This window comes from Bradyrhizobium sp. Y36 (assembly GCF_002531575.1).
Lineage (GTDB): Bacteria > Pseudomonadota > Alphaproteobacteria > Rhizobiales > Xanthobacteraceae > Bradyrhizobium.
In genome coordinates, this window is record NZ_NWTI01000021.1 from 115,485 (window position 1) to 141,586 (window position 26,102).

Sequence of the window (26,102 nt, forward strand, 5' to 3'; positions counted from 1 at the left end):
TATGATAGTCATCATGACAAGAGGGGTGCGCCTGATATTGCGTGCCACCTCTTGCCAATGTTCAGGCCCGTATGCCGAATTGGAATGTCATGCATGCGTCACAGATCATCGTTCAAGCGATGGTGATCTTGAACCGCTCTCCTTCGGTGCACGGCTGCTTGGTCGGCGAACTGAAATGGTTTAGTGAATCAGGGGTAACGCGAGATAGAGCGTAGCTCCCGATGATACCCGCATGCCTCTCCGACGACTGGACCCTTTGCCCGGAGCGAGAGGACATCTCCGCTGAATTCACGCGGCTGCTGACCGCGGCGCAGGAGGGCGGCGCCACCATCGCCGAATGCCTGATGATCGCGCGGCACCTCAAAAGCGGCGACGACCGGTCCTGGCACCGCGAGTGGAAGCGGCTGGCGCAAGCCAACCGGCAGCGCGCCGAGGCCGCCTTCGCGGAAGGCCATCTGGCGAGTGCACAGCGCAACTGGCTGCGCGCCATGAACTACTATGCTGCCGCGGCGATGCCGCTCGACCAGGGCGACGAGCGCCGCTGGGTCGCCGTGCTCGCGATGCAGGAATGCGCGCGCCGCTACCTGTCGGCGCGCAGCCCCGCCGGCGAGGTCGTGACGATCCCCTGGCTCGACGGACATGCGCTGCAGGGCTACTTCCTGCCGGCACCGTCGGGAAGCGTGCGGGCTCCGACCGTGATCTGCATCGGCGAGCCCGGCCATCGCAAGGAGGAGTTCCTGTACAAGCTCGTGCCGCATGCGCGCGAACGGGGCTTCTCGATGCTGGCGCTGGACCTGTTCGGCGACCAGCGCGACGACTATATCGACGTGCTGCTCCGGCGCGGCGATCTCGAGAGCGCGATTCCTTGCGTGATGGACCATCTGGAAGCGCGCGGCGACGTCGATTTCGCGCGGGTCGGAATCATCGCCGATGGCTGGGGCTCGTCCTTCGTGGCGCGCGCGGTGCTGCAGGAGCCGCGGCTCGCCGCCGCCGTCTGCGACGGCGGCCTGTGGGACCTGCACGAGCGGGCGTTCTTTGCCAGCCGATTCGCGCTGAGCGACGTCGGCATCGTGCCGGTGCCGCATGCGCCGCTGATGGCCTCGAGCGCTGATTGTCCGGTGCTGATCACGCTCGGCGAGGACGGCTGGCTCAAGGCCGACCGGGCGCGCCAGCTGGTCCAGAACTCCCGACAAGGCAGTTCGGACGTGATGCTGAAGGTGTTCACCGCGGCCGAGACCGGCGCGGCGCAGGCCCATGCGGACAATCCGAGCCTTGCCAACGAGTACATCTTCGACTGGCTCGAATCGCGGCTCGGCGCCGCCGCCAGGCGGATCTGAGCGCCAGCCCGGTTCGGCCGGTCCGGTTTCAGAAGTCGAGCGAGATCCGGACGCAGGCCTTCTCGAGGCGGTTCTTCAGCGTCGCGAGCTTTGCCGTGAACTCCGTCAGTTCGTCCTCGTCGAACTCCTGGAAGACGAATTCGCGAATCGTCTTGTACTGCTCGTGCAGGCTCGCGATATGCTTCTGCGTCTTGTCGGTCAGCGACAACCGCACCACGCGGGCGTCGGTCGGCGAGGGGCGACGGCGGAGCAGGCCCTTCTTCTCGAGCAGCTTGGACTGCGTGGTGATGAAGGACGGATCCACGTGGAGCAGCTTGGAGACGAGGTTGACCGGGATGCCGTCGTCCTTGTCGAGGTCGGAGATGGCCATCAGAATCAGCCATTGCGGGCCGCTGATGCCGAGCGTCTTCGCCCAGAACTGCCGCAATTCCTCCAGGTGCATGTTGATCGACGATATCTCCCAGGTGAAACGCCGGATGATATCCAGGTTGCCGACCGAGCGCATTCGCGCTCCTTCTTTCCTCGTCGCGGACACAGCATCACTCCAGTGAACGATAGTTCAGGCCGGTGTTCGGGGAGGGCCATAGTCCACGCAAGCCTGCTCTGACGCAAGTGCAGGGCAGGGTAATTTCGTCATTAAAATTACAAAGATGATCAGCTCAGGGATTGGGTCCGCAGACATACGGTGTGGCGCGCGGAGCACAGGTCGGGCGAAACCATAAAGCTGATCTAATAAACTATTTTGATTAGCGAACGACGCGCTGCATATTGTTCCCCGACGGTGGGGGGTACTCGATCGTCCCGCTGCAGGTGGTTCGCTCACGTTCCTCGCGTCGAAAGCCGAGGGTGTCCGAAAGCCGGCCGGGCGGAATTGAGAGATGGGGATCTGGGGGGCCTCACGGTCCGGTCTCCGCAACTTGGAGGTTTTTATATGAGAGTGGTGAAGAGCCTTTTGCTCGGCACTGCGGCGGGTCTGATCGCCGTCGGTGGAGCCCAGGCGGCCGATCTTCCGGTCAAGGCCAAGGCGGTCGAGTACGTCAAGATCTGCTCGCTGTATGGCGCGGGCTACTACTACATCCCGGGGACCGACACCTGCATCAAGCTGGGCGGCTATGTGCGTGCGGAAGTCGCGCTCAACGCCGGCGGTAACTACAGCGCCCAGTACAACGGCGTGTTCGCGGCCAACAACCGCCTGAACAACTACTATTCGATGCGCGCCCGTGAAGATCTCAACATCGACACGCGCACCTCGACCGAATACGGCGTCGTCCGCACCTACTTCGACGCGGTGTTCACCTGGACCACCGGTAACTACGGCGGAACGGGTTCGGCCACCGGCGCGACCCAGTACAGCGGCACGGTCGGCCTCAACGCGGCCGGCACCGGCCTCACCGGTTCGGGCGGCGGCGCCATCAACGGCACCGACGGCAACCTCTCCGGCGGCGCGCTCGGCGTCTACTACGCCTTCATCCAGTTCGCCGGCTTCACCATGGGTAAGGCGGTGTCGCAGTTCGACGCGCCCTGGATCAACTATCCCGGCAACAACTTCGACCAGCTCGTCGGCGGCAGCGGCTCCACCAACGGTGTCGCGCAGTTCACCTACACGGCCGATTTCGGCCAGGGCATCACGGCGGCGTTCTCGGCGCAGGACCAGACGCAGGTCTACCAGACCAGCCTCTGGAACACGGCCGGCATGTCCACCACCGGCGTGCTCGGCGGTGCGTACGGCTCGAACGACATCGGCGGCAGCCGCTCGCCCGACCTCGTCGCGATGGTTCGCGTCGATCAGGCCTGGGGCCTGTTCCAGGCGTCGGTCGCAGCGCACGACAACCATGTCGCCTATTACGGCGCCTCCGAAGCCACCGGTCATCCCGAAGACAAGTGGGGCTGGGCCGTTCAGCTCGCCTTGGGCATCAAGAACATCCCGACCGGTGCCGGCGACGTGATCAACATCTCGGGCGTCTACACCGAGGGTGCGAGCCGCTACAACTTCCAGGAGCTGGCTGCGACCAGCTACTCGATGTTCGGCAGCTCGAATGCCGCCTACCAGAGCATCGGCTTCGCCGGCGTGTCCGACGCGGTGTTCGCGCCGGGCGGCCAGCTCGAGCTGACCAAGACCTACGGCTTCCGGGGTGCCTACACCCACAACTGGAGCCCGTACTGGAACACGGCGCTTTACGGCGCGTGGGCTGCGGTCAACTACAGCGGCACCGCGAAGGGCCTGATCTGCGGCAGCGCCGCGTTCGCCACCCTGACCGGCACCTGCAACCCGGACTTCAACATCGGCCAGGTCGGTGTCATCACCCGCTGGACGCCGGTGAAGAACCTGACCTTCTCGGCTGACTTCACCTACAGCCACCTCGATCAGAAGTATTCGGGCGTGATCACGACCGGTGCGCTGACGGGCGTCGCCAAGCCGGCGGCGACCTACCAGCTGAAGGACCAGGACACCTACAGCCTGCTGCTGCGCGCCCAGCGCAACTGGTAAGCTTGACGTCCATCGATGCGACAAGGCCCCGGCGGGAAACCGCCGGGGCTTTTTTGTGGCGGCTCTCGCAATCCCGATCGCCCTTGCGACGGACGAAGACGAGCTATGCGATTCAATGGCGTCAAATTAATTTACTTACATGAGTTAGTAAGCTATATAGCTCCTGGCCAAATACGAAAGTTGCGGCTCTTAGCTTCACGCTAAGCCTCCAGAGACCTCCGGCGATGCCCCGCCGGAGGTTTTTCATTTCCGGATCGCCGCGCGACGCCCGCGCAACGATTTACCCGCGCATCATTCGCGCGCGCGAATTCGGCCGGTAGGCGAGGCGGCTGTGGCCGGCGCAATAGGACTGACCGTCGGGCGCGGAATTGCCGCAGAAGCAGAAATCCTCGGCACCCGGCGTCGAGATTGGCCAGCGGCAGCGGTTCTCCGCCAGCTCCAGCAGCGAGCAGCGATTGGCCTCGTCGATGGGACCTGTGACCGCGGGGGCATCGGTCTCGCCGTAGATCGTGGCGAGCATCTCATATTGCAGCCGCGGCACGGCCCGCACCCTTGCCGGCGCCGAGCTTCTGTCCTGAACCTTGCGGTCGTCGACAGTCCGGCCACGCGTCAGATTGAGGCGGGACAGCTTGCCGATCACGGCGTTGCGGCTGACGCCGATGTCGGCGGCGATCTCGCGGCAGGACAGGCCGGCCTCGAAATGCTGCTTCAGAAGTTCAATTCGTTCGTCGGTCCAGGTGGGTGAGAGAACAGGCATTTGTAAACGGTCCCAGGTTGCAGATGTCGGCCATCCGCCGCTCGAGATCCGTCCGCTTCGCGCACCGGCGCGCGCTCACGTCCTGCCATTGTCGCGGATCGACAAAAGCCCGTCCTTGATGGCGAGACGGATGCCTTCCTCGATCAGGGTGCGTGCAACGCCGGGAACGCTGGTGCCGTGGGTGCCCTGTCTCACCAACTTCTCCAGGTAGGTGATGGTCGAGAGCGCCAAGGTTACGGGAATACGGTCAGTCTCGGCTTTTTCGGTGGCCATGGCCCGAACGCTAGCCTCTTACTCAGGTACATAAAAGTAACGATTAAGACTCTATTTAGGTTCGGGGGCGGAAGTCAAATGCAGCTTTGGCTTGACGCTCAGCGCGTTGGAATCGCACGGAAAAATCGCTGCGACTCGGCGCACCGCGCGGAAGTCCGGCAGCGTTGGGGCGTCGACGGGGCGGGGAGGAGCGGGCCGGCTCAGCCGTGCACGATGGCCTTTTCGATCATGCAATGGATGCCTTTGGCGCCGTTGACGGTCTGGGTCACCCGCAGGTCAGCCGCCAGGCTGCACAGTGTGTAGGCATCCTCGCGCGAGAGGTTTCGCTTCTCGCCGAGCAGCGCGATCATGTCGCGCAGCGCGCGGACCACGCACTGGTCGAGGTCGGGGTCCATCGCCATGGTCATGTAGTGGGCCGCCGTCTCGGCGCGGGGGTAGTCGAATTTGAGGTCCTTGCGCAGCGTCAGGCGGAAGCGGCCCTGCAGCGCGGTCTCGATCGCGGTGACGCAGACCTCGCCGTCGCCCTGCACGCCGTGGCCGTCGCCGCAGGAGAACATCGCGCCGGGCACGAACACCGGCAGATAGAGCGTCGCCCCAGTGCCAAGCTCCTTGTTGTCGAGATTGCCGCCCATCGCGCGCGGAATCAGCGAGGAGATGCGGCCCCAGCTCGGGGGCGGCGACACGCCCATCACGCCGAAGAAGGGTTTGAGCGGCAGGTCGAGGCCCCACGGCATGCGCCCCACCATCCGCGTCCGGTCGAGCGGAATGTTGAGGATGCGCGTCTCGTGGAAATCGTCGGGCAGGGTGCCGGACAACGGCTTGATCATGTTCCAGCCCCAATCCTGCCGGAGCTGAACGTCGAGGATCTCGACCGCGAGCACGTCGCCGGGTTCGGCGCCTTCGATCGCGATCGGCCCGGTGAGGATGTGGCCGGGCAGCATGCGCTCGTTGCTCGCATGAACCTCGAACATCTCGGGGGGAATGTGAAACTTGGTGCGGTCGGGAAGCATGTCCGGGCCGCCGCTGATGGTGTCGACGGTGACCTCGTCGCCGCTCGCGATGGTGAGGACCGGCTCGAGGGCGGCTTCGAAGAAGCCCCAATGGCAGGTTTTGGGGCTGGAATGCAGGTGATGATGGGTCATGTGCCGCGTCCGGTCGCTTTCATCAGGCCGGGCTTGACCCGGCGATCGATCCTCTTTCAAGAAGATTTCTGAAGATGGCAGGGCGGGTCAAGCCCTGCGCAGACTGGCACGGCCATTCCAGCGAGGCTCCCCTGTTTTTCGTTCTGTCCAAGACAATCGGCACCGCGCTGCTGCCGATCAACCTTCTGATCGAGCTCGGCATCGTCTCGCTGCTGCTGATGGCGACGCGGTTTGCCGCGTTCGGCCGCAAGCTGGCCGCGACCACGCTGGTGCTGCTGGCGCTGGCGGCGTTCTCGCCGCTCGGCAATCTCCTGATCTATCCGCTGGAGTCGCGCTTTCCGGCGTGGGACGCCGCGCGCGGCGCGCCCGACGGCATCATCGTGCTCGGCGGCTCCGTCGACACCGATCTGTCGGCGGCACATCGCACGCCGGTCGTCGCGCACGCCGCCGATCGTCTGTTCGCGCCGGCCGAGCTCGCGCGCCGCTATCCGAACGCGCGCATCGTGTTCACCGGGGGCACAGCGAACCTTGTCTCCACCGATGCCAGGGAAGCCGACTATTCCGCGCCGATCCTGGAGAATCTCGGCATCCCGAAGGATCGCCTGATCCTCGAGCGCAATTCGCGCAACACCTGGGAGAATGCGATCTTCACGAAAGATCTGGTGAAGCCGAAGCCGGGCGAGCGCTGGCTTCTGGTGACGTCGGCGTTTCACATGCCGCGCTCCATGGGAATCTTCCGCAAGGCCGGATTTGACGTCGAGGCCTATCCGGTGGATTGGCGGATGGGCGGACGTGAGGATCTCTTGTCCTTCACCAACATGGGCGCGGATGGACTGGGCCGAACCGAAGTCGCCGTGCGCGAGTGGATCGGCCTCGTGGCTTACCGCCTGATGGGCAGGACCGGCGAGTTGCTTCCGGCCCCTGCGAAGGACTAGAACGAAGACCGCAAAACAACAACATGCGGTGGAACGCACCGCTCCGGAGGAAGCCATGCAACAGCAAAGCGCAGACCGCATCGATCTTGCCGGCCTCGTCGCCGATCTCAACAGCCTGCTGCGGCTGAAGACGACTGTGATCGGCATGAAGCTGTTCGCGCGCGCCGCAGACATGGAGGCGATCCCGAAGATCCGGCGGCCGAATGCAGTCCACACCACCGATCAGATCGTCAGCATGGCCTCACGGCTCGGCTGGACCGTCGGCATCACCGCCGATGATCTCGTCGGCGCGCAGTGCCGTGCCGTGATCGGCCTCGCGCCACAGGACGAGAAATGGCTCGCCGGTGAAAACTATGTCGGGGTCTGGCACGGCACCGCGGAGGACGCGCGCAAGCGCCAGGAGGCGCTGGATGTGGTTCCGTTCGGACAGTTTCAGGCGCTCGCCGTCAGTCCGCTCGCGAGCGGAAGGCTCGATCCGCCCGACATCTGTCTCGTCTATGCGACGCCCGGGCAGATGATCATCCTGATCAACGGGCTGCAATATACCGGCTACAAGAAATTCGAATGGGGCGTCGTCGGCGAGACCGCTTGCGCGGATTCCTGGGGGCGGGCGCTCAAGACCGGGGAGCCCAGCCTGTCCTTGCCATGCTATGCCGAACGGCGCTATGGCGGCGTGCCGGACGAGGAGATGCTGATGGCCTTGAAGCCTTCGCATCTCGCCAAGGCGGTTCAGGGCATGACGGCGCTGGCCAAGAACGGCCTGCGCTATCCGATTCCGCCCTATGGCATTCAAAGCGACGTCCGTGCCGGCATGGGCGTGAGTTACGCGAAAAAGTAAGGGACGACCATGAGCTCTGCGAAATTCGACATCGTCGTCTACGGTGCGACCGGTTTCACCGGCCAGCTCGTCGCCGAATATCTGGCGGCGCATTACAAGGACGACAAGTCCCTGAAATGGGCGATGGCGGGCCGCAGCCTCGACAAGCTCAAGTCGGTGCGTGATGCGATCGGTGCGTCTGCGGACACGCCGCTGATCGTTGCGGACGCATCCGATGCCACGTCGCTGAAGGCGATGGCGGAGCAGACGATGTCGGTGATCACGACGGTCGGCCCGTATCAGCTCTATGGCGAAGAGCTGTTGGCCGCCTGCGTCGCCACCGGCACCGACTATTTCGATCTCTGCGGCGAGCCGATCTGGATGCGGCAGATGATCGACAAGTACGAGGCGGCGGCGAAAGAGAGCGGCGCGCGCATCGTGTTCTCCTGCGGCTTCGATTCCGTGCCGTTCGAGCTCGGTACTTTCTTCGTGCAGGAAGAGGCCAAACGCGTGTTCGGCGCACCCGCCGCGCGCGTGAAGGGCCGTGTGCGCGACATGCGCGGCACCTTGTCGGGCGGTACCGCGGCGAGCGCGAAGGCGACCTTCGATGCGGTGGCCAAGGACATCAGCTTGATCGCGATCCTGAACGATCCGTTCGCGCTGACGCCGGGCTTCACCGGACCGAAGCAGCCGAAGGGCAACAAGCCGCTGATCGAAGAGGACCTGAACTCCTGGGCTGCGCCGTTCATGATGGCGCTGATCAACACCCGCAACGTCCATCGCTCCAACATGCTGATGGGCTTTCCCTACGGGCAGGATTTTGTCTACGACGAGATGGTTCTGACCGGTCCCGGCGAGAAGGGCGAGTCCAACGCCAAGCGCGTGATGGCCGCCAACGCCGAGAAGACCGGCCCGAGCGCGCCGAAGCCGGGCGAGGGGCCGTCGAAGGAAGAGCGCGAGAACGGGCTGTTCAATCTGCTCTACGTCGCGATCGCGCCCGACGGCCGCATGGTCCGCGCCGGCGTCACCGGCGACCGCGATCCCGGCTACGGCTCGACCTCGAAAATGATCTCCGAATGCGCGATCTGCATGCTGCGCGATGTGACCGACGTCGCGGCCGGCTTCTGGACGCCGGGAGCTGCGATGCAGCACAAGCTGATCAAGCGGCTGCAGGACAATGCCGGGCTGGCGTTCAGGGTGGAATCGTAAGGTCGGTGTCTCCGAAATTCGACATCGTCGTCTACGGCGCGACGGGGTACACCGGCCAGCTCGTGGCCGAGTACCTTGCCGCGCAATACGTCGGTGACGGTGCGCCGACCTGGGCGATGGCGGGGCGCAGCAGAGACAAGCTCGCATCCGTTCGCGATGCGATCGGTGCGCCCAAGGATACGCCGCTCGTCGTCGCGGACACGGCCGATGCTGCGTCGCTGCGGGCGATGGTCGATCAGGCCAAGCTGGTCGTCAGCATCGTCGGCCCATACCAGCTCTATGGCTCCGATCTGCTCGCAGCCTGCGTCGCATCCGGCACCGACTACATGGATCTCTGCGGCGAGCCGATCTGGCTGAAGCAGATGATCGACAAGCATGAGGCGGCCGCCAAGGCGAGCGGCGCGCGCATCCTGTTCTCCTGCGGCTTCGACTCCATCCCGTTCGAGCTCGGTGCGTTCTTCGTGCAGGAGGAAGCCAGGCGCGTGTTCGGAACGCCTGTGTCTCGCGTCAAGGGACGCGTCCGCGACCTCAGCTGGAAGTTCTCCGGCGGCACCTCGGCGAGTGCGAGGCTCACATTCGCGGCGGTCGCGCAGGATCTCAGCCTGGTCTCGATCCTGAAGGATCCCTTCGCATTCACGCCGGGTTTCGAGGGGGCGAAGCAACCGCGCGGCAACAAGCCCGTTTTCGAAGAGGATCTGCAATCCTGGTCGGCTCCATTCGCGATGGCCATCCTCAACACGCGCAACGTCCACCGCTCCAACATGCTGATGGGATTCCCCTATGGCCGGGACTTCGTCTACGACGAGATGGTGCTGACGGGCCCGGGCGAGGAAGGCCTGGCCAATGCGAAGCTCGTCATGGCCGCCAACAGCGAAAAGACCGGCCCTGAAGCGCTCAAGCCGGGTGAGGGCCCGTCGAAGGAAGAGCGCGACAACGGTCATTACGACCTGCTCTATGTCGCGATCGCGCCCGACGGTCGTCAGGTTCGCGCGGCGGTGAAGGGCGATCTCGATCCCGGATATGCCTCGACGGCGAAGATGGTTTCCGAATGCGCGATCTGCCTGCTGCGCGACACGCCCGACGTGCCGGCCGGCCTCTGGACGCCGGGCGCGGCGATGCAGCACAGGCTGATCAAGCGGCTGCGGGATAACGCCGGGCTGAGGTTCGAGGTGGAGGGGTAGGTGGCCGCTTCACAGACGCTGTCATGCCCCGCGAAGGCAGGGCATCCAGTACGCTGCGGCCTCTCGGTTCAATCACTGCCGTCTCTGGAATACTGGATCGCCCGCCTTCGCGGGCGATGACACCGAGGTTGCTGTTACACCGCCCGCGCGTCATAGGCGTACATGAAATCCATGCTCTTCGAGCCCAGCGGCAGCAGCCATTTCATCATCTGATTCCTGATCCACGCGCCGGTGGCGCTGAACTCGCGCTTGCTGTTGCCGTTGCGGCGGGCCATCGCGACGATCTTCTCAGTGCGCGGACGGCGTTCGGCCTCGAAGGCCTGGAAGGTGGCGCCGAGCTCCTGGCCGTCCTGCATCAGGCGGGCGAGCCGCATCGCATCTTCCAGCGCGAGCGAAGCGCCCTGGCCGGCGTGCGGGCTGGTGGCGTGCGCGGCGTCCCCGATCAGCAGGGAGCGCTTGCGCGACCAGGCCGGCAAGGTCGCAACGTCGAGCGTGTCGGTGACGACGATGTTCTCCGCCGCTTCGATGATGTCGGGGATCGGATCGTGCCAGCCGCGGTGGAAGCCGCGCAGGTGTTGCTTCAGCGTCGCCTGGTCGAGCGCGCGAAACATCGCCGCGTCCATGCCTTGGGCCGGCTGCGTGCTCCACCACATCACGCCGTCCTTCGGATCGGGGCTGCAATAGCCATAGCCGAAGAAGCCGCTCTGGCCGAACGTGGTCTCGACATGCCGGCCGATCGATCTGCCGTCGAGCACGGCGTGCGGCACGAACCCGCCGAAGCCGATCAGGCCGGTGTTGAAGGGTTGCGGTCCGTCCGGCACCACCTGGCGGCGCGCCACCGAGTGAACCCCGTCCGCACCGATCAGGAAGTCGCCCTCGGCCGTGGTGCCGTCGGCGAAATAGGCGATGACCGGCTGGTCGCCGCGGTCCTCGATCTTGATCAGGCGCTTCTCGAAATAGAGCGAGACGCAGGCGCACCAGGCCTTGTCGATGAGGATCTCGTTCAACGTGGCACGGCAGACGTTCACCGCGGGCTGGCCGAAGCGTTCGGCCATGTCGCGGTTGATCGAGCCGAGCCGCTCACCGCCCTGCGAATAGAAGTCGAAGGATTCCGCGACCGAGCCGCGATCGATCAGCTCCTTCGCGAGCCCGATCTCGTCCATCACATGCATGCCGTTCGGTGCGATCTGAAGGCCGCCGCCGATGCCCTTGGCGTAGGGCCAGGCCTCGTAGATCGCGGACTCGATGCCGGCGCGGCGCAGCAGGATCGCGGCCACGGGGCCGGCAATGCCGGCGCCGATGATCAGGGCCTTGCGGGGACGATAGTACATGGCTTGCTCCCGACGTTTCCGTGGTGCTAGGAGAAATTACGGTCGCTAAATCTCTTAGTGACTAAGATATATATCGACTAAGATATGAGGCCGACCTTGTCAAGGACGAAGGCGCGTACTGCGCTGCTGCAAGAGCTCGAGGAGGCCATGCGCAGGTCGTCCGCGCAGGGCGTGCTCTATGGGCAAGCCGTTGCCAACGTTGCCGGAATTGCCAATTCCGACCTCGAATGCATGGACATCCTCTATCTCGAGGGGCGCGTCACCGCAGGCCGGCTCGCCGAGGTCACGGGCCTCACGACCGGCGCCATCACCGGCGTCGTCGACCGGCTGGAGAAGGCTGGCCTGGTGCGCCGCGAACGGGACGAGAAAGACCGCCGCAAGGTCTTCATCGCAGTCGTGCCGGAGGCGGCCATGAAGATCGGCCAGTTCTACGTGCCGATGCAGCAGGCGATGGAGAAGGTCTTCGTCGCCTATTCCGACGAGGAGCTGCGCCTGCTGCTGCGCTTCGCCAACGAGGGCTACAAGGGCGTGCTCGCGGCGACCGAAGCGCTGAAGGGACTGCTCGATACGCCGCCGGAGAAACGTCCGGCGCTCAAGCTGAAGACCCGTCCTCGTCAGTCCTGATCTTGTGGATCTGCGCGGCCGCGATCATGCCCCACATCGCGCCCAGCATCATCCAGAAGTGCCGCCAGTGGTCGGTGTCGATCACGAAGCTTTCTCCGACCGTGCCGATGAAGGCGGAGAACACCGCAAGATAGGCGCGCTGCCAGGGTACGCGGACGAAGATGTGCCGGAAGCCCATGATGACGGTGGTGAAGACCAGCGCAGGATAGCACACGCCGGATAGCCAGCCGCCGGACATGAAGGCGTTGAGATAGGAGTTGTGGGTGTCCTCGGGGAAGAAGCGGTGGAATTGCAGGGGGCCGATGCCGAACGGCAGGTCGAGCGCCATCTCCGCACCGAGGATGTGCCGGCCGAACCGGCCAAAACGGCCTTCGTCGTAGCTCTGGTCGAAGCTCGCGCGCTGCTTGAACATCTCGGCTGTGGCATCGAATGACAGCAGCACCGCGATCAGCGCGAGGCCCAGCACCGCGGCCACGATCGCCATGATGATGATGCGCGAGCGCTGCGCGTTGGTGCGGCTGGTCAATACCATCAGCGCCAGCATGAAGGCGGAGGTCAGCACCAGCCCGCCCCAGGCCGCGCGCGAGAACGCGAGCAGGATCGCCAGCGACATGATGCCGAAGGCGATGACGTTGCGGAACGCCTTGATGAGCTTGTCCGAGACCACGCTCTGGAGCGAGAACAGCGCGGGCAGGATCAGGAAGGCGCCGAGCACGTTCGGGTCCTTGAACGTGCCGCGGGCGCGGCCGTAGAGCGTGAGGAGGTCGTTGCCGCCGGGGATCAGGTGGAAGTAGCCGGCGACCGCGAGGAGCGAGGCGATCATCGCGCCGACCACGAGGCCGCGACGGAGCATGTCGAGCCGGGCCGCGGTGTCCTCGGACATGACCATGGCGAAGAACACCACGGTCACCGCCATGTACCAGGAGGTCGCGATCCAGCTCACCACCTCGGACTTGTCGAACAGCGGGATCGCGCTGATCGTGTACCCGACATTGAGCAGCACCAGCAGTGCGACCAGCGGCATCAGCGCGAGCCGCAGGCGAAGGCCGGTGGCGAAGAACGTGACGGCCGCGAGCAGCGTCATGATCTCGTAGGGGCTCGGCTCGATGAAGACGACCGCGCCGGAGGCGCCGACCAGCCACACCAGCGCGCGCTGCAGGGCCAGCACGCCGGGCGCAGCCGGTACGGTTGCGTTCACTCCATCGGCCGTCGCCGCATACGCCATCAGATGCTCATACGCTCACGCAACTCGTCGTCACAAACACGGCTGTCATCGCCCGGCTTGACCGGGCGATCCAGTACTCCGTGGCGGCCATTGGAGAAGACGGCCGCCGCTGCGGCGTACTGGATGCCCCGCTTTCGCGGGGCATGACGGAGAACTCAACTCAATACGCGTTCTCGTTCTTGGTCAGCAGCGAGATCGGCGTTTTCAGGAGAATGTAGAGGTCGAACAGCACCGACCAGTTCTCGATGTAGTAGAGGTCGAACTCGACGCGCTTCTGGATCTTCTCTTCGTTGTCGATCTCGCCGCGCCAGCCGTTGATCTGGGCCCAGCCGGTGATGCCGGGCTTGACGCGGTGGCGGGCGAAATAGCCGTCAACGGCCTCGTCGAACAGCCGGCTCTGCAGCTTGCCCTGCACCGCATGCGGGCGCGGCCCGACCAGGGAGAGGTTGCCGGAGAACACCACGTTGAAGAGCTGCGGCAGCTCGTCGAGGCTGGTCTTGCGGATGAAGCGGCCGACGCGGGTGACGCGCGGATCGTTCTTGGTCACCACCTTGGAGGCGGTCGGATCGGCCTGATGATGGTACATCGAGCGGAACTTGTAGACGTCGATGCGCTCGTTGTTGAAGCCGAAGCGCTTCTGGCGAAATAGCACCGGACCGGGACTGGTGAACTTGACCGCCAGCGCCACCAGTCCCATCACCGGCAGCGCCGCGAGCAGGGCGAGGCTGCCGACCACGCGGTCGAACAGCCATTTCATCACCAGGTCCCAGTCGGTGATCGGCGCCTCGAACACGTCGAGCGTCGGCACCTCGCCGAGATAGGAATAGGAGCGGGGGCGGAAGCGCAGCTTGTTGGTGTGCGCGGAGAGGCGGATGTCGACCGGCAATACCCAGAGCTTCTTCAGCATCTCCAGGATGCGCGTTTCCGCCGAGATCGGCAGCGCGAACAGTACGAGATCGACGCGGGTGCGGCGGGCGAATTCGACGATGTCGTCGACCTTGCCGAGCTTGCGCGCGCCGGCGCAGGTGTCGAGCGCGCGGCTGTCGTTGCGGTCGTCGAACACGCCGAGCACGTGGATGTCGGAATCCTGCTGCGCCTTCAGTGCTTCGACCAGTTGCTCGCCGTTGCTGTCGGAGCCGACGATGATGGTGCGGCGGTCGAGCCGGCCCTGGCGTGCCCAGCCGCGCACCAGCGAGCGCAGCACGAGGCGCTCGGCGATCAGCGTTGCGAGCCCGAGGAAGTAGAAGGCGGCCAGCCACAGCCGCGAGATCTCGCTGCCGTATTTGGCGAAGAAGGAGATGCCGATGAACAGGAGGAAGACGAACGACCAGGACGAGATCATCCGCGTCATCTGCCGGAGCTGCCCGCGGAACAGCTGCACCTGATAGATGTCGGCGGCCTGGAAGCAGATCACGGCGGCGACCGCCACCGCGACGATCTCGGCAGGATAGAGCCAGTTGAAGCCGGCGTGCGGCATCACATAGCCGGCATAGAGCGCGATGCCGACGAGGCTCAGCAAGGCGAAGTCGGTCAGGCGCACGAAGCCGGCGATCACGATCGGCGAATAGGCGCGGGCGACCTTCTGGTTGACGACTTCGAGCGCAGCGGGCGTCAGCCGGCGACGGCGCTCGACGAAAGGTTGGTCAGCGGGCTTCGCCGCAGCGCTGGTCGCGGCGTCGAGCATCGAGCGTGCGTTGAGCGGTTCCACGGGCGTCCACGTCCATTCCAAAGCCCGCGGCACGGCCTTGAGCGCCCGGGCGAGCATCCCCTGGACCTTCGATTATCGAACAAATCGGAAGATTCTCTAAAGCGGGCTTAAGGATGGTTAATGATTGGCAAATGCGTCGCGATAACCGGCGATCACGCCCTCGACCATCGCGGCTTGCGAGAAATGCGCGGAGATTCGGCCGCGCAGGGAGACCGCGCGCTGTGCTGTGGTCTGCGGGTCATCGAGCGCCGCGGCGATTGCCTCCGCCATCGCCTCGGGGTTGCTCGGCGCGAACAGAGCGGGGCTGTCGCTGCCGAAGATCTCGGGGATGCCGCCGATGCGGGCCGCGATCATGGGAATTCCGGCCGCGCCGGCCTCAATCACCACATAGGGCATGGAATCGCCGCGCGAGGGGACGACGAGCAGCCGCCCCTTGGAGAAGCCGTAGCGCGCCTTGACGTGCCCGATGAATCGGATCGCCTCGGTGAGGCCAAGCCGCTCGACCTGCGCCTTCAGCGCCGCCGTTTCCTCGCCGTCGCCGCCGAGCGTCAGCGTGACCTTCTTGCCGCCTTCATGCAGGCGCGCCAAGGCGTCGACCAGGAGATCGGCGCCCTTGATGTGCCTGAACTCGCCGACATAGCAGAGGTCGGTCGCATCCTCGGCGGTGACAACAGGCTCAAACTCTTCCGGCGTGACGCCATTGAAGACGCAATGCACCACGCCCTTGGGCGTGCCGACGATGCGTTGATAGGTGTCGCGGGCAAACGCGCTCTCGAACAGGAACAGGTCGGTCGAATCCATCAACGCACGCTCGAGCCGCGCGTAGAACTCGCCCTTGAAGGTGTTGAGGGGATAGTGCAGCGAGCCGCCGTGCGGCGTGTAGATGCGGATGGTGTCGTCGGAGCGTCGCCGCATGCGGATGAAGGCGCCGGCCTTGGCGCCGTGGCCGTGCATCACGTCGGGCTTCAGCGTGGCGATCAGGCGCCGCATGCGAAGCCAGACCAGGACGTCGTCGGGCGAGGGCTCGCGCCGGATTGCCATGCGGTGCACGCCGAGCTTGAGCCGCGGCGCGAGCTCGGCAAGCGCCTTGTCGGCGCGCTCGCCACCGGTGAGGCTATCGGCGAGGATGCCGACATGATGGCCGCGATCGACCTGGCCGTTGGCGACGTCGAGGATGTGGCGGAAGATGCCGCCGACGGGAGCGCGCACGGCGTGGAGGATACGAAGCGGCCGGTCGGGAGAAGGGGGCATGAATCAGAACCAGCGCTCGACGGCGGATGCCGAACAATTCCTAGGAAAATATCGAGACGGATTAAGAGCCTTCGTGGTTAACAAACGGTGACGAGCGCGCGCGCTGCGAGCGCCGGATGCCGCGATTAACCCAGCGGCAACCTTAATGGAGTGTAATCGCCGCGGTTGAGGTAGCTTGGTGGCGTTGCCCCTGCGGGAGTGTTCGATGCGTATAGCGTTCTGGCGTGCCGGCAAGGACAAGGCTGTGGTTGCGCGCGCCGTTGCGAAGCCCAAGGCCGAGGTCGCGCCCAAAGCTGAAGCCAAATCAGAGGAAAAGCTCGAGCCCAGGATCGACGTCAGGCCTGCGCCTGTCGTCACCAAGCAGCCGCAGATCGAATCCGGCGATATCGACCTGCATGCGCTCGGTGGAGCATTGGCGCGCAAGCGCGCCTGGATCATCGTGCCGACCCTGCTGGCGCTGGTCGGCTCCATTGCCGTCGTCAATCTCGTCACCCCGCGCTACAAGTCCGAGACCCGCATCTTGATCGACGGCCGCGAGAACGTATTCCTGCGCCCGAACAGCGATCGCGCCGAGGAGCGGCAGGCGCTCGACGCCGAGGCCGTCACCAGCCAGGTGCAGCTGGTGCTGTCGCGCGATCTCGCGCGCGAGATCATCAAGAAGAACAAGCTCGCCGAGCGACCCGAATTCGATCCGGTGCTGCAGGGGGTCTCGCCGCTGAAGTCGCTGGCCGCGATGATCGGCATCGGCCGCGATCCGTTCTCGATGACGCCGGAAGAGCGCGTGCTCGACGCCTATTACGACCGCCTGCAGGCCTACGCCGTCGACAAGTCGCGCGTGATCGTGGTCGAATTCCAGTCCGCCGATCCCGAGCTTGCCGTGCGTGTCGCCAACTCGATCGCCGACGGCTATCTCGTGCTGCAGCAGGGCGTGCGCCAGGAGCAGGCCAAGAACGCCAGCCAGTGGCTGGCCGGCGAGATCGAGAGCCTGCGCAAGAAGGTCTCCGACGCCGAGGCGCGGGTCGAGGATTTCCGCTCGAAGTCGAGCCTGTTCGTCGGCACCAACAACACCACGCTGTCGAACCAGCAGATGGGCGAGGTCAACACCCAGCTCAACAATGCCCGTTCGATGAAGGCGGACGCGGAATCCAAAGCGCGGCTGATCAAGGAGATGCTCCAGAGCGGCAAGCCGATCGAGGCGTCCGAGGTCGTGAACTCCGAATTGATGCGTCGGCTGTCGGAGCAGAGGGTGACGCTGCGCGCGCAGCTCGCCGAACAGTCGTCCACGCTGCTCGGCAATCACCCGCGGATCAAGGAGCTGAAGGCGCAGCTCGGTGACCTCGACAATCAGATCCGCGACGAAGCGGCCAAGATCTCGCGCTCGCTCGAAAGCGACGCGAAGATCGCCAGCGGCCGGGTCGATGGCTTGATCACGAGCCTCGAGCAGCTCAAGAAGCAGGCGACCTCGACCAACGGCCAGGACGTCCAGCTCCGCGCGCTGGAGCGCGAGGCCAAGGCGCAGCGCGATCTGCTCGAGACCTATCTCGCCAAGTACCGCGAGGCCAATACCCGCGAAACCATCGACACTGCGCCGACCGACGGCCGCATCATCTCGCGCGCGCTCGTCTCGAACACGCCGGCCTATCCGAAGAAGCTGCCGATCGTGCTGATCGCGACGATCGCGACGCTGCTGCTGTCGTCCGGCGTCGTCGTCACCGGCGAGCTCTTGCGCCAGACCGCGCCGCGCGCGGTGGCGGCGGTGCTCCCGGCACGCGCGCCGGTGCGCCAGGAGGCGCCGGTCCCGCCGGTCGTGGATCCGGTCGAGGATCTCGGCATCGAGCCCGCTCGGGTGGAGCTCGCGCCGCTCCAGCCGGAGATGACTGATGATGCAGACGTCACCGAATTCACCGAGATCGAGCAGCTGGCCGAGGATTTGCGCGTCGCAGGCACGGCGGCCAAGAAGGTCACGGTGCTCGGCACCGCTTCCGGCGAAGCCATCACGCTGTCGACGCTGACGCTTGCCCGGCATCTGGCGCGCGAGGCGCGTGTCGTCGTGGTCGATCTCGCCGCGTCCTCGCCGACGATTGCGGCGGTGTCCGTCGATGCCTCCGCGCCCGGACTCGCCGAGCTGATGCAGGGCGAGGCGTCGTTCGCGCAGGTGATCACCCGGGACAAGCTGTCGCGGCTGCATCTGGTCATGGCCGGCCGTCCCGGCTTCGACCGCAGCCTGCTGCAATCGCCGCGCGTGACGCTCGCCATCGACGCGCTGCTGCGCGCCTATGATCACGTCCTGATCGACGCCGGCAGCGCCTCCGACCTTCCGGCCGAGCTGCTGACGGCGCATGCCCGCGCCGTCGTGGTGCCGGATCTGTCGATGGCGCCGGATGCGCGCACACTGATGTGCGAGCAGCTGAAGGCGGTCGGCTTCAGCGAGGTGACCATGCTGAGCAAGCCGGTGCAGGCGTCGAATGCGGCGGAAGCCCCGCGCGTCGTGGCGGCTTAGTCTCTCCACGAGCTCGGAATCGTAGGGTGGGCAAAGGCGCGCTTGCGCCGTGCCCACGATCTGTTTGATACGGTCACAAAACACGTGGGCACGCTTCGCTTTGCCCACCCTACGATATCGGAGTTTGCAGAGAGATCTTACCCGAACGCCTGTCGCACGCGGCGCGCCAGATCGAACAGCATCTGGTTCTGCTTCACCAGCCGCTTGCCGTGGCTGAGCGAGGACATCGCCATCGCGGCGAGCTTGCCGCGCGACGTCAGCGGAACGAAACTGTCAAAGATCTCTTCGTCGTCCTTGCAGAACATCCGTTTGTAGTCGTCCGAGCCGATGCCGAGGTCGAGCGAGCGGTAGCCGCGCTCGCCATAGCGATCGATGATGTAGCGCATCAGAATCAGGCCCGGGCTGTAGCGGGCGTGCTCGGACATCGTGTAGGTGTTGAACATCATCGAGAAGCGCTGGCCGTCGGCGACTCCGGCGAAGATCGCGATCACCTCCTCGTCGCATTCGAGCGCGTGGATGTCGATGACGCGGCCTTCGCCGCGGGGCGCGAGGCAAGCGCTGCGGATGAATTGTTCGACACCAGGCTCGGCGAACACGTTGGGGAGCTTCTGCTCGGCCATCCGCGCCGGCTTGACGCGGAAGAACCAGTCGAGCAGGCGGGTGACGTCGGCGTCGGACGTCGCCAGATGATAGCGATAGCCGGCGAGGGGCTGGAGCTTCTTTTCCTTGCTCTTGAGCCGGCGGCGGAAGGAATTGCTGAGCCGCGATGCCGGCGGTCCGCCGGGCTCCATCACCAGCTGCGGGCAGCCGTTGATCGCGCTCTGTCGCGGCAGCAGCGCAAACGGGTTTTGCTGGTCGCGCCAGCGCAGCGGCTGCTGTGTCAGCGCGAGCACGTCGACATGATCACGGAGCGGCGCCAGCATCGTTTCGAGATCGGCAGCAACGGTCTGGGCAGCGCATGCGGCGTCCCACAGGCCCATGTTGAAGGTCGTGTGCTTGCCGCCCATGAAACAGGCGGTGCGCACGCCGTGGCTCTGGCGCAGCGAGAGCGGCAGCAGCAGCAGCGGCCTGTGCTCGGCGTCACGGCCGATCACGATGAAGGCGCGCGTGCCTTCGCGCGCGCCGACCAGGCGCTGCCAGGGGCTCAACAGATCGAAGCGCTGATAGGGCGTGAAGAGATGGCCCGGCTCCTCGAAGGCGCGCCAGACCGCCTCGGTGGCGTCGAGATCGGTGACGATGTCGACATGCGCGATACGGCTCGCTTTCGACCGCGCTGGCGCTTCTGCCGTCCGGCTTTGCATCGCCGCAGCCATGGTCATCCGCAAAACCTGTCGAGAAATCAGAAATAGACGTCAATCGGCCTGTGGCCGACCTTTGCAAAGAAATGTCAACAAAGGGTAAGGACAATGGGAGGCGGGAACGGGCGCCTCGAGGGCGTGAAGGGTGGGGATATTGGCCTCCGACGACAGATGGCTGGAACGGCTGCGCCTCGAGCTCGCCTGGTTCAGCGGCCGGGCCGCGCTGGGCAGCCGCGGTGCCGGCGCCATCCTGCGCTTCGAACGCGTCCGACCGCGGCGGCGCGGCGCCTTTCAGCCGCTGCGCGCGCACGAGATCACGCCGCAATTCCTCGATCGTGCCGTTCGCGCGCTGAAGCGCTGGCAGTACGATTTTCTCGGCATGGACGAGGTCTGCCGGCGCGCGGTGACGCTGCCGGAGCAGCGCCGCTTCGTGGCGCTCACCTTCGACGGCGCCAGCAAGGATCTGATCGATTTCGCCTATCCGGTGCTGATGCAGCACGCCGTACCCTTCACGATCTACCTGCCCACCGCGTTTCCCGACGGCGTCGGCGAGGCCTGGTGGCTCGGGCTCGAACAGGTGATCACGCGCGAGAGCCGCATCAGCCTGATGATGGGCGAGAAGGAGCAGCGCTTCGTGGTCACCGATCCCGCCGAGAAGCAGGTGCTGTTCTCGCATCTGGAGAGCTGGCTGCGGTCGCTCTCGCCCGCCGATCTGTCGGCGGCGATCGCCGATCTCTGCACGCGCTATCGCATCGACCTTGCCGCGCTCTCGCGCGAGGCGTCGATGAATTGGGAGGATCTGGCAAAGCTTGCCGCCGATCCGCTCGTCACGATCGGCAGCGCGACCGTGAACTATCCCGTGCTCGCCAATATGAAGGACAATGCGGCACTGCGCGAGATGACGATGGGCAAGGCCGTCGCGGAATCGGCTTTCCGCCGCAACGTCGAACATTTCGCCTTTCCGTTCGGCGACCGCGCCTCGTTCCGGCGCAGCCACGTCGTGATGGCGGAGGAGGCCGGCTTTGCCAGCGCGGCGTCGGCGATCCCGGGCATCGTGGACGCGGAGGGTCGGACCAATCTGCGCGCGCTGCCGCGGATCTCCTGGGACGGCCGCATGCGCTCGCTGCGCATGTTGCGCGTGCTGGTGTCGGGCGTTGCCTTTGCGCCGGTGAAGCCGACCGGCCGCGCTACCGGCCAGACTTGACGCGATCGGGCCGCTGCATCCAGCTCACGATCGGCATCGCCGGCAGCACCCAGCCCATGCCGACCACCACGTAATAGATCGCCTGCCGCCAGCCGGACTCGGCGATCCACGGCATCTGCGCCGCGGCCATGCCGAGCAGGGCCCAGACGGTGCACAGCACCAGGAGCAGGATGGCGCCGAGGAACTTGCGGGTGCGGATCGTCATGGCGGAGGACTTGCGGCTTTCGCGTAACTTGCGCTGCGGGAGCGGGCGACTATAAGGGGCACGCAGTCCGGTTCAAGCCTCGAAACCCTGGTTTTGCTCCTGAAATGACGACGATTTCCACTCCGTCCGAGCCGCATCGCGCCGTGCGCTGGTGGCTGATCTCCGTCGCCGCTTTGATTGCGCTGATGGTGCTGGTGGGCGGTGCGACGCGGCTGACGGAATCGGGCCTCTCGATCGTCGAATGGAAGCCGGTCACGGGCAGCGTTCCGCCGCTGTCGGAGGCGCAATGGACCGAGGCGTTCGAGGCCTACAAGAAGATCCCGCAATATCGCGAGCTCAACGCGGGCATGACCCTGTCCGAGTTCAAGGAGATCTTCTGGTGGGAGTGGAGCCATCGCCTGCTCGGGCGCTTCATCGGCGTCGCCTATCTCCTGCCGTTCCTGGTCTTCCTCTGGCGCGGCGGCCTCTCCGGTGAGTTGAAGCGGCGGCTGTGGCTGTTGTTCGCGCTTGGCGGCCTGCAGGGCGCGGTCGGCTGGTGGATGGTGGCCTCGGGCCTCACCGAGCGGGTCGAAGTCTCGCAATATCGGCTGGCGACGCATCTTTCGCTCGCGCTCTTGATTTTCGCCGGCATCGTCTGGACCGTGCGGCGGCTCAAGGAGCGGCCGCAGATCGCAGCGCCGGCGCGGCTTCGGTTCACGAGCGCGCTGCTGCTCGTCGTGACGTTCGTTCAGGTCTATTTCGGTGCGCTCGTCGCGGGCCTGCGCGCGGGCCGCGCCTACAACACCTGGCCGCAGATCGACGGCGCGTTCATTCCCTCAAGCGAGCGGCTTTGGTTCGAGACGCCGTGGTGGCGCAACATGTTCGACAACGTGCTGACAGTGCAGTTCGAGCACCGCATGACCGCCTACGCGCTGTTCGTGCTGGCGCTGCTGCACGCGATCGACGCGGTGCGCGCGCGCGCAGGTGCGGCGGCAAGCGGTGCGCTGTGGCTGCTTGCGGCGATCGGCCTGCAAGCCGTGCTCGGCATCCTCACGCTGCTCAACCAGGTGCCGATTGATCTTGCGCTGTCGCACCAGGCGGTCGCGATCGCAGTGCTGACGCTTGCGGTGATGCAGGTGGAACGCCTGGCGTCGCGGCAATCTGCCGAGGCGCAGCCGCGTGCGGTTCCGGCTGGTCAGCCCGGCTGATCACCATCAGCCGGCCGATCAGGTCAGCAATAGCCGTAGATGCCGCACGAATAGGGCAAGCGCCAGAAATAATCGACCTGCTTCCCGCCGTAATACGAGCCCTGATAGTCGTAATCCCAGGGGCGGCCGTAATAGCCGGGCAGCGTGTGCGAGCCCGGCAGCAGCGGGGTGCCCGGCAGGTTGCTGATATAGCTTCCGATGCCATGGGCCGGCGAGATCAGCGCATCCGGATCGGTGTCGACCCAAACCTTGGGCGGCTCCTGCTGCTGCGCGGCGGCTCGCCGCTTCGGCGTGGCCGGCAAGTCAGCAGCGAGCGCGCTTGAAACCGTCAGCATCGCGGCAAGGGCAGGCAGCATCCAGCGCAGCATCGTCGGCTCCGAATCAAAGGGGCGATCCAAAGACGATGTATGCGGCAGATATGGTTAATGACTGTTAACCGGCGGCGTGTTTCCGGGGCGGCTTGGCGCTCCGCCCCGGAAGATCAGCAACTACGCCCCCAGCGCCTGTTCCAGATCCGCGATCAGGTCTTCCTTGTCCTCGATGCCGATCGAGAGGCGCACCACGTCGGGGCCGGCGCCGGACTTCACCTTGGCGGCGTCGTCGAGCTGGCTGTGCGTGGTTGAGGCGGGGTGGATGACGAGCGAGCGGGTGTCGCCGACATTGGCGAGGTGCGAGAACAGCTGCAGCTTCGACACCAGGTTGACGCCGGCGTCGTAGCCGCCCTTCAGGCTGAAGGTGAACACGGCGCCCGCGCCCTTCGGCGCGTATTTGCGCGCCAGCTGGTGATACTTGTCGCTCGGCAGGCCCGCATAGCTGACAGAGGCCACCGCCGGATGGCCGGCGAGGAATTCGGCGACCGCTTTGGCATTGTCGCAATGCCGCTGCATGCGCAGCGGCAGCGTCTCGATGCCGGTCAGGATCATGAAGGCGTTGAACGGTGACAGTGCGGGGCCGAGATCGCGCAAGCCCAGCACGCGGCAGGCGATCGCGAAGGCGAAATTGCCGAAGGTCTCCTGCAGCCGGATGCCGTGATATTCGGGCCGCGGCTCCGAGAGCATCGGGTACTTGCCGCCCGTGGACCAGTCGAAGGTGCCGGCGTCCACGATGATGCCGCCGAGCGAATTGCCGTGGCCGCCGAGGAACTTCGTCAGCGAGTGCACGACGATGTCGGCGCCGTGGTCGATCGGGCGGATCAGATAGGGCGAGGCCAGCGTGTTGTCGACGATCAGCGGCACGCCCGCCTTGCGTGCGACCGTCGAGATCGCCTCGATGTCGGTGATGCTCCCGCCGGGATTGGCGATGGACTCGATGAAGATCGCCTTGGTGCGCGGGGTCACCGCGCGCTCGAAGCTCGCGATGTCATCGGGATCAGCCCACACCACGTTCCAGCCGAAGCTCTTGAACGCGTGCGTGAACTGGTTGATCGAGCCGCCATAGAGCTTTCGCGCTGCGATGAACTCGTCGCCCGGCTGCAGCAGTTGCTGCAGCACCACGACCTGTGCGGCATGACCCGAGGCCACCGCCAGCGCAGCCGTGCCGCCTTCGAGCGCGGCGACGCGCTCCTCCAGCACCGCGTTGGTCGGGTTGCCGATGCGGGTATAGATGTTGCCGAACGCCTGCAGGCCGAACAGCGAGGCGGCGTGGTCGGCGTCGTTGAAGACGAACGAGGTGGTTTGATAAATCGGAGTCGCGCGCGCGCCGGTGGTGGGGTCGGGCTGTGCACCGGCATGCACGGCGAGGGTCGAAAATCCCGGAAGGCGATCGCTCATTGAGGGCGTCCTGTTCTTGTGATCTGAAATCGCGCGGCATGCTGATGGGCGCCGCGCTCGCCGTCAAGGCGCCGCTTCACATCAGGATGATTTGGGAATGATCCTGCTACGCATTGCCGCGTTCGCGAAATGAACGCTTCGCGATTGCGTCAGCTTTGCTCGCTCTTGTTCTTGGCCGCGCGATCGGATGCGGCGGTGTCGCCACCGCCGACACTCATCCGGTTGAGGGACAGCCGCATGCCTTGCGTCGGTGCCGGCGCGCGCTTGGAACTGAGCGTGCGCGAATTCACGCCCATCCAGGAGATTTCGGACGACAGCCGGCCATATTCGATCTTGGGGCAGCGGTTCATCACCACCTTGATACCGACCGATTCCGCCTTCGCCGCCGCGGCGTCGTCGCGTGCACCAAGCTGCATCCAGATCACCTTGGGCAGCGGATCGAGCGTGAGCGCCTCTTCGACGACAGGCATGAGGTGGCTGGAGTTGCGGAAGATGTCGATCATGTCGACGGGACGGCCGATGTCGGAGAGCGACGCGACGAACGGCTTTCCCAGCAGCTCCTTGCCGACATGACCGGGGTTCACCGGGATCATGTCGTAGCCGCGCTGCGCGAGGTATTTGAACGCGAAATAGCTCGGGCGCACGTTGATGGGCGAGGCGCCGACCATCGCGATCGACTTCACGCCGTTGAGGATGCCGCGGATGTAATTGTCGGGATAGGCGTCGTGGTTCATCACTTGTCTTTTCTTGTTGTTACTCGTCCCGCCATGTCGGCGTGCGCTTCTCGATGAACGCGCCGATGCCTTCCTCGGCATCGCGCGCCATCATGTTCTCGGTCATCACCTCGGCCGCATAGAGATAGGCGTCCGCAAGGCTCATCTCGGCCTGGCGGTAGAACGCTTCCTTGCCGAGCTTGACGGTATAGGCTGATTTCAGCGCGACCTTTTCGGCGAGCGCGATCGCGGCGTCACGCTCGGTGCCGGCGGCGACCACGCGGTTGACGAGCCCGATCTCGCGGGCACGCGCGGCCGGGATCGGCTCGCCCGTCAGCAGCATCTCCATGGCCTGCTTGCGCGGGACGTTGCGCGACAGCGCCACCATCGGGGTCGAGCAGAACAGGCCGATGTCGACGCCGGGGGTGGCGAAGCTTGCGGCTTCCGATGCGATCGCAAGGTCGCAGCTCGCCACGAGCTGGCAGCCGGCTGCGGTCGCGATGCCCTGGACGGACGCGACCACGGGCTTTGGCAAATGCACGATCGCCTGCATCATCGCGCTGCAGGCATTCATCATCTCGGCGAAGAAGGCCCGGCCGCGATCGGGGTCGCTGCGGCGCGCGGTGAGTTCCTTCATGTCGTGGCCCGCAGAGAAGGCGGGGCCGTTGGCCGCGATCACGACGCCGCGGACGGCCTTGTCGTCGCGGATCGCGTCGAGCTCGGCATGCAGGCCCGCGATCATCGCGGCCGACAGGCTGTTGCGGGCGGCCGGGCGGTTCAGCGTCAGGACCGCGATGGGACCTGCGGTCTCGCGCAGCAGGATCGGCGGTTGCGGGGAGGGGGCACGGGCAGCGGTGACGGACATTGACGCGAATTCCGCTAAAAGATTGCAATTGGATGACGCAGATAACTTAATGTAACAGAGCAAGTGAAGCGAGGGTGGGGAAC

24 protein-coding genes are annotated in these 26,102 nt (G+C 65.4%); 10 read left to right on the forward strand and 14 right to left on the reverse strand.

The features are described from left to right. Positions 1-221: 221 nt before the first annotated feature. Entirely contained in the window at positions 222-1,337 is a 1,116-nt protein-coding gene (locus tag CO669_RS28495; RefSeq protein WP_097663256.1) for an alpha/beta hydrolase family protein, read from the forward strand. Positions 1,338-1,365: 28 nt separating this feature from the next. Here CO669_RS28495 and CO669_RS28500 read toward each other — a convergent pair whose 3' ends face one another. Continuing rightward, positions 1,366-1,872, reverse strand: a complete 507-nt coding sequence (locus CO669_RS28500; protein WP_097663257.1) for a MarR family winged helix-turn-helix transcriptional regulator — start codon at positions 1,870-1,872, stop codon at positions 1,366-1,368. Positions 1,873-2,268: 396 nt separating this feature from the next. Between CO669_RS28500 and CO669_RS28505 the strand changes: the two genes are divergently transcribed. Continuing rightward, a complete protein-coding gene (locus CO669_RS28505) occupies positions 2,269-3,825 on the forward strand; it encodes a porin (RefSeq protein ID WP_097663258.1) in 1,557 nt (518 codons plus the stop codon). A gap of 280 nt (positions 3,826-4,105) precedes the next feature. On the opposite strand, the gene CO669_RS28510 is transcribed toward CO669_RS28505, so the two are convergent. From CO669_RS28510 to CO669_RS28520, 3 genes are all read right to left on the reverse strand, one after another. Further along, on the reverse strand, positions 4,106-4,582 hold the full coding sequence (locus tag CO669_RS28510; RefSeq protein WP_097663259.1) for a GcrA family cell cycle regulator: 477 nt from the start codon (positions 4,580-4,582) through the stop codon (positions 4,106-4,108). A 75-nt stretch (positions 4,583-4,657) separates the two neighbouring features. Continuing rightward, a complete protein-coding gene (locus CO669_RS28515) occupies positions 4,658-4,855 on the reverse strand; it encodes a hypothetical protein (RefSeq protein WP_007603456.1) in 198 nt (65 codons plus the stop codon). Between the two features lie 200 nt (positions 4,856-5,055). Next, positions 5,056-5,997, reverse strand: coding sequence for an acetamidase/formamidase family protein (locus tag CO669_RS28520; protein WP_097663260.1), 942 nt, complete (start codon positions 5,995-5,997; stop codon positions 5,056-5,058). Between the two features lie 167 nt (positions 5,998-6,164). Here CO669_RS28520 and CO669_RS28525 point away from each other — a divergent pair, with 167 nt between their 5' ends. Genes CO669_RS28525 through CO669_RS28540 form a run of 4 tightly spaced genes read left to right on the forward strand, consistent with a single transcriptional unit; the run spans position 6,165 to position 10,139 of the window. Further along, positions 6,165-6,932, forward strand: coding sequence for a YdcF family protein (locus CO669_RS28525; RefSeq protein ID WP_198964312.1), 768 nt, complete (start codon positions 6,165-6,167; stop codon positions 6,930-6,932). Positions 6,933-6,987: 55 nt separating this feature from the next. Beyond that, a complete protein-coding gene (locus CO669_RS28530) occupies positions 6,988-7,770 on the forward strand; it encodes a DUF169 domain-containing protein (protein ID WP_097663262.1) in 783 nt (260 codons plus the stop codon). Positions 7,771-7,779: 9 nt separating this feature from the next. After that, complete coding sequence (locus CO669_RS28535) at positions 7,780-8,958, forward strand: saccharopine dehydrogenase family protein (protein ID WP_097663263.1); 1,179 nt, start codon at positions 7,780-7,782, stop codon at positions 8,956-8,958. A gap of 5 nt (positions 8,959-8,963) precedes the next feature. Further along, complete coding sequence (locus tag CO669_RS28540) at positions 8,964-10,139, forward strand: saccharopine dehydrogenase family protein (RefSeq protein WP_097663264.1); 1,176 nt, start codon at positions 8,964-8,966, stop codon at positions 10,137-10,139. Between the two features lie 134 nt (positions 10,140-10,273). On the opposite strand, the gene CO669_RS28545 is transcribed toward CO669_RS28540, so the two are convergent. Beyond that, positions 10,274-11,470 carry an FAD-dependent monooxygenase gene (locus CO669_RS28545; RefSeq protein ID WP_097663265.1) on the reverse strand — a complete coding sequence of 399 codons (1,197 nt, stop codon included), beginning with the start codon at positions 11,468-11,470 and terminating at the stop codon, positions 10,274-10,276. Between the two features lie 147 nt (positions 11,471-11,617). On the opposite strand from CO669_RS28545, the gene CO669_RS28550 reads away from it, so the two are divergent. After that, positions 11,618-12,094, forward strand: coding sequence for a MarR family transcriptional regulator (locus CO669_RS28550; protein WP_198964305.1), 477 nt, complete (start codon positions 11,618-11,620; stop codon positions 12,092-12,094). On the opposite strand, the gene CO669_RS28555 is transcribed toward CO669_RS28550, so the two are convergent. The 3 genes from CO669_RS28555 to CO669_RS28565 form a co-directional block, all read right to left on the reverse strand. Next, positions 12,063-13,319, reverse strand: a complete 1,257-nt coding sequence (locus CO669_RS28555; protein ID WP_198964306.1) for an O-antigen ligase family protein — start codon at positions 13,317-13,319, stop codon at positions 12,063-12,065. The two genes, CO669_RS28550 and CO669_RS28555, sit on opposite strands and share 32 nt — an antisense overlap. A gap of 160 nt (positions 13,320-13,479) precedes the next feature. Next, positions 13,480-15,027: an undecaprenyl-phosphate glucose phosphotransferase gene (locus CO669_RS28560; RefSeq protein ID WP_198964307.1), complete on the reverse strand. Its 1,548-nt coding sequence runs from the start codon at positions 15,025-15,027 to the stop codon at positions 13,480-13,482. A gap of 117 nt (positions 15,028-15,144) precedes the next feature. After that, a complete protein-coding gene (locus tag CO669_RS28565) occupies positions 15,145-16,278 on the reverse strand; it encodes a glycosyltransferase family 4 protein (protein WP_097663269.1) in 1,134 nt (377 codons plus the stop codon). 205 nt (positions 16,279-16,483) lie between these two features. Between CO669_RS28565 and CO669_RS28570 the strand changes: the two genes are divergently transcribed. Beyond that, positions 16,484-18,778 carry a GumC family protein gene (locus CO669_RS28570; RefSeq protein ID WP_097663270.1) on the forward strand — a complete coding sequence of 765 codons (2,295 nt, stop codon included), beginning with the start codon at positions 16,484-16,486 and terminating at the stop codon, positions 18,776-18,778. Positions 18,779-18,915: 137 nt separating this feature from the next. Here CO669_RS28570 and CO669_RS28575 read toward each other — a convergent pair whose 3' ends face one another. Then, on the reverse strand, positions 18,916-20,097 hold the full coding sequence (locus tag CO669_RS28575; protein ID WP_097663271.1) for a GNAT family N-acetyltransferase: 1,182 nt from the start codon (positions 20,095-20,097) through the stop codon (positions 18,916-18,918). A 133-nt stretch (positions 20,098-20,230) separates the two neighbouring features. Here CO669_RS28575 and CO669_RS28580 point away from each other — a divergent pair, with 133 nt between their 5' ends. Next, positions 20,231-21,280 carry a polysaccharide deacetylase family protein gene (locus CO669_RS28580; RefSeq protein WP_097663272.1) on the forward strand — a complete coding sequence of 350 codons (1,050 nt, stop codon included), beginning with the start codon at positions 20,231-20,233 and terminating at the stop codon, positions 21,278-21,280. On the opposite strand, the gene CO669_RS28585 is transcribed toward CO669_RS28580, so the two are convergent. Next, a complete protein-coding gene (locus tag CO669_RS28585) occupies positions 21,264-21,485 on the reverse strand; it encodes a DUF2842 domain-containing protein (RefSeq protein WP_097663273.1) in 222 nt (73 codons plus the stop codon). The two genes, CO669_RS28580 and CO669_RS28585, sit on opposite strands and share 17 nt — an antisense overlap. Positions 21,486-21,589: 104 nt before the next feature. On the opposite strand from CO669_RS28585, the gene CO669_RS28590 reads away from it, so the two are divergent. Further along, positions 21,590-22,672 carry a COX15/CtaA family protein gene (locus tag CO669_RS28590; RefSeq protein WP_097663274.1) on the forward strand — a complete coding sequence of 361 codons (1,083 nt, stop codon included), beginning with the start codon at positions 21,590-21,592 and terminating at the stop codon, positions 22,670-22,672. A gap of 23 nt (positions 22,673-22,695) precedes the next feature. On the opposite strand, the gene CO669_RS28595 is transcribed toward CO669_RS28590, so the two are convergent. The 4 genes from CO669_RS28595 to CO669_RS28610 form a co-directional block, all read right to left on the reverse strand. Continuing rightward, positions 22,696-23,040: a hypothetical protein gene (locus tag CO669_RS28595; RefSeq protein WP_097663275.1), complete on the reverse strand. Its 345-nt coding sequence runs from the start codon at positions 23,038-23,040 to the stop codon at positions 22,696-22,698. Between the two features lie 120 nt (positions 23,041-23,160). Further along, positions 23,161-24,441: an O-acetylhomoserine aminocarboxypropyltransferase gene (locus CO669_RS28600; RefSeq protein WP_097663276.1), complete on the reverse strand. Its 1,281-nt coding sequence runs from the start codon at positions 24,439-24,441 to the stop codon at positions 23,161-23,163. A 149-nt stretch (positions 24,442-24,590) separates the two neighbouring features. Further along, the gene (locus tag CO669_RS28605; RefSeq protein WP_097663277.1) at positions 24,591-25,175 is read right to left on the reverse strand and encodes a CoA-binding protein; all 585 of its coding nucleotides are present in this window, start codon (positions 25,173-25,175) and stop codon (positions 24,591-24,593) included. A 19-nt stretch (positions 25,176-25,194) separates the two neighbouring features. Continuing rightward, positions 25,195-26,019 carry an enoyl-CoA hydratase gene (locus CO669_RS28610; protein ID WP_097663278.1) on the reverse strand — a complete coding sequence of 275 codons (825 nt, stop codon included), beginning with the start codon at positions 26,017-26,019 and terminating at the stop codon, positions 25,195-25,197. Positions 26,020-26,102 lie beyond the last annotated feature (83 nt).